Source organism: Deinococcus radiotolerans (genome assembly GCF_014647435.1).
In the GTDB taxonomy this organism is placed as follows: Bacteria; Deinococcota; Deinococci; order Deinococcales; family Deinococcaceae; genus Deinococcus; species Deinococcus radiotolerans.
This window is the reverse complement of record NZ_BMPE01000041.1, coordinates 1-2,948: the sequence shown is the minus strand read 5'-3', so window position 1 is coordinate 2,948 and position 2,948 is coordinate 1. Positions and strand designations below refer to the sequence as shown.

Sequence of the window (2,948 nt, the reverse complement as noted above, 5' to 3'; positions counted from 1 at the left end):
CAGTTCGCGTTCCGCCAGGACTGGCACTCGATGGCCGATGTCCGGGCGGCCATGCCGGACTTTCACCGGTGGTACAACCATGAGCGCCGTCATTCAGCGCTCGGCTACGCCACGCCCTGGTCTACACTCACCTCATCGGCGAACGCTCGTAACGCCGCTTGAAGTCAAAACTGGAGCACTACCCGGTCACGCGATCGATCAGCGTGATGAAGCTGGCCAGGTCCGGCAGTTGCCGCGGCTTCCCTTCGAACGCTTCTGGGATGGGCGGCGCGGGCGGATCCATCTCGGGTTCGCCGTGCCCCTGCCGGACCGCCTCGAGGTACAGGGCCAGTTGCTCCCGCCAGATCGCCACGGCTTCCTGGTACCCGCTGGTGTGGCTGGCGTGCCACGCAATGATCGCGGCGGTCACCTCGCTGTGCCGCTGAACGCCCTCTTGCAGGAGGGACCGGGCGAGCAGCAGGTCGGGGAGGAGGTTCAGCGGGTCCGGGTCGGCCTGCTGGTCCTGAATGGCCTGCTGCAGCGTGGGGCTGGCGTTGACGAGCTGGTACCGGGTGCTGGGTTTCTGCGCGCCGCCCCCGTGGAGCTTGCAGCGGCCCTCCCCGGGGTGTTCGGTGCCCCAGCCGGCGGGGCGTTTGCAGGTGCCGGGCCGCTTGTTGTGCTTGGCGCCGCACAGGGGTAGCTTGGCGCGTTCGGCTTTGGTGGTTCCCTGCTTGCCGGGCTGGCGTTTTGGTGCATCTGTCACGGGGTTGTCCCACCGATGCATCTGTCTTGGGGTTGGGCGAGCATGGTGAGTTCACCTCCTTGCATGGAAAAGCCCCGCGCGGTGGCGGGGGCTGAGAGTGGGGCAGGGTCAGCGGAGTTCGACGTGGTAACCGCAGCGTTCCATTTCAGTTTTCCAGACGCTCCGGAATCGCAGCGCGGCGTTGCGCTCCCCGATGAAAGTGAGAGTTGTGCCGACGTACCCGTCCTGGCCGGGCCCTTCGCTCGTGAAGGTGAACACGTCGTCGCTGGTATCCGCGGCGGCGAGACTGGCGTCGGCCAGGTCTTTGGGGCGGACGAGGCCGCGGATGAAGAGTCGCATAGCGGGACCCTACTGCACATTGGCGTGCACCCGGTGTCTTCCCAGGGTGCACGCCTTCACCATTGTCGTGTACCACCCGTGAGTTGACCCCTGGAACGTGTTCACATGTTGTTCACGCTGAGTGTGCAGGTGGGATGAAGCGGTCCAGGGGCCATCATGGGGTGCCTCACTGGTAGGGTTGGGAATGGATGATTTTGACCTGCAGGTCAAGGCGCGCATGGATGCACGGCAAGCTGAGCAGGAGGCTGAGGAACGTGCAGCCGTTCGAGTTGCCAGGGACAAACAGGTCCGGCGGGACCATTCCATGCGTATCGTTCGAGATTCTGCTGGTGTGGTGTTTGACCGCATGGCTGAGCGTCTGCGCTTGCACGGGTTGGAGGCGCAGGCGCTCGAGACGTGGTCTACGGCAGATGGCCATACCGTAACGCACCTTGACATTGCCACGAAGACCGGGCCTCGCAAGAGTGCGTTGATCTCTGCGTCGAAAGCCCCTCTGCGTGACACCATCGTGCTTACGGCTCAACCTCCCTTTGAAGGGCATGGCTCGCTGGAATTTGATCATGCTGATCAGGTGGGCATGGAGCGTGTGATTCAGGGGTGGGTACTTCGCTGGCTTGATTCGTAGCGGAGCGGAGCGCTGGGCAGGGGTCCCTTGGGTGTTGGGTTGAGCGGGCGCGGGTGGGGGACTTCGCTGGGTGTGGCAATGCTGGTCTTCAGGCCCACGGTGTCTTTACCTCCGGCGGCGCACAGTGTGGGATGGACGAGAAATCTCGCAGGGAGCGGTGGGCGCTGGAAGCCGTTGGGGCTTTTGAACTTCGCTGGCAGGTTCATCTGGATCAGCAGCGCCGTGAGAGGTTGCGTGCTCTTCAGGTGGGTGAACGACAGGTGGAAGTCACGGTGGCACCGGATCAGCCTCACACATTCATGGTGTCGTGGGTGGACATTCTGGGGAGTCCGCTGGCCAGTTCTGATTCCTCTGTTTACCCGCCGCGTAGTGAGCAGGTGCGTGCGATGTTTGATCAGGCGTGTGACCGGTTGGAACAGGACTATTAGGTCGGCTGTGCCCTCGCAGCGCCTTCACTGAGTTCGTGGGGAACCGCGGACGGCGTGACGTAGTGTTGGGGATGGACGCAAATCGAGTGGCCCTCACGACGGCTGATCACCTGTTCCGGTTGTACATCATGTTGTTCTCCTCAATCAGTTCGAAGGAGGATTCGATCACGTCGGCGGGCGCGGCGGTGGAGAGTTACCTGGTGGAGTGCGGCATGTCGCATGCGGAGGCGGTGCGGCGCCGGGACGAGATCATGCTGTCGCATGGGGGGTAAGTGGTCAGGGTTGCCGGGATCGCACCGGCTGAGGCTGCTGCCCTGATGCTGGCCCAGGCGAGCCGCGGTGGAGGGGCGGGCCTGGGCGGGACGCTGGGCGTCCGTGATCGCCTTTGGCCGTGCGTCGGTGTGCACGGGTGCTGGCGCGTATCCTTCCAGCGGTTCAGTCGGCGGGGGTGCGTAGGGTTGTCGGACTTGCGCTGCTTAAGTGACGTGTGGACGCCTAGAGTGACCTCATGAGACAACTCGCCATGTGGCTCGTCTGTAGCGTGCTGGTGACCGCCTGTACTCCGCATGGCCCAGTTGCGGTGGCTGTACCCAGTGATCCGCACGTGCTGCATGGGCAGTGGACAGGTCGCGTGACACCTCGAAATGAGAGTGGCCCGGTGGACACGTTGAGCCTCAATGTGGTCGCCACCTACGTGGACGAAACGCACTTTGCCGTGGCGGGCACCGCCACCTTTCATCAGGTGACGTGGTAGTGCTCCAGTTTTGACTTCAAGCGGCGTTACGAGCGTTCGCCGATGAGGTGAGTGTAGACC

Annotated in this window: 7 protein-coding genes; 5 read left to right on the top strand and 2 right to left on the bottom strand. The window is 63.6% G+C overall.

All coding sequences use genetic code 11. The features are described 5' to 3' along the window. The coding region (locus tag IEY63_RS22550; RefSeq protein ID WP_189071129.1) for an integrase core domain-containing protein at window positions 1-162 on the top strand (162 nt) is incomplete at its 5' end. A gap of 16 nt (window positions 163-178) precedes the next feature. Here IEY63_RS22550 and IEY63_RS21965 read toward each other — a convergent pair. Then, window positions 179-742: a hypothetical protein gene (locus tag IEY63_RS21965; RefSeq protein ID WP_189071128.1), complete on the bottom strand. Its 564-nt coding sequence runs from the start codon at window positions 740-742 to the stop codon at window positions 179-181. 108 nt (window positions 743-850) lie between these two features. Continuing rightward, entirely contained in the window at window positions 851-1,081 is a 231-nt protein-coding gene (locus IEY63_RS21960) for a hypothetical protein (protein WP_189071127.1), read from the bottom strand. A gap of 184 nt (window positions 1,082-1,265) precedes the next feature. Between IEY63_RS21960 and IEY63_RS21955 the strand changes: the two genes are divergently transcribed. The 4 genes from IEY63_RS21955 (at window position 1,266) to IEY63_RS21940 (ending at window position 2,888) form a co-directional block, all read left to right on the top strand. After that, the gene (locus tag IEY63_RS21955; protein WP_189071126.1) at window positions 1,266-1,706 is read left to right on the top strand and encodes a hypothetical protein; all 441 of its coding nucleotides are present in this window, start codon (window positions 1,266-1,268) and stop codon (window positions 1,704-1,706) included. Between the two features lie 131 nt (window positions 1,707-1,837). Next, entirely contained in the window at window positions 1,838-2,134 is a 297-nt protein-coding gene (locus IEY63_RS21950; RefSeq protein ID WP_189071125.1) for a hypothetical protein, read from the top strand. 86 nt (window positions 2,135-2,220) lie between these two features. Then, a complete protein-coding gene (locus IEY63_RS21945; protein ID WP_229784863.1) occupies window positions 2,221-2,406 on the top strand; it encodes a hypothetical protein in 186 nt (61 codons plus the stop codon). A gap of 236 nt (window positions 2,407-2,642) precedes the next feature. Next, window positions 2,643-2,888: a hypothetical protein gene (locus IEY63_RS21940; RefSeq protein ID WP_189071124.1), complete on the top strand. Its 246-nt coding sequence runs from the start codon at window positions 2,643-2,645 to the stop codon at window positions 2,886-2,888. Window positions 2,889-2,948 lie beyond the last annotated feature (60 nt).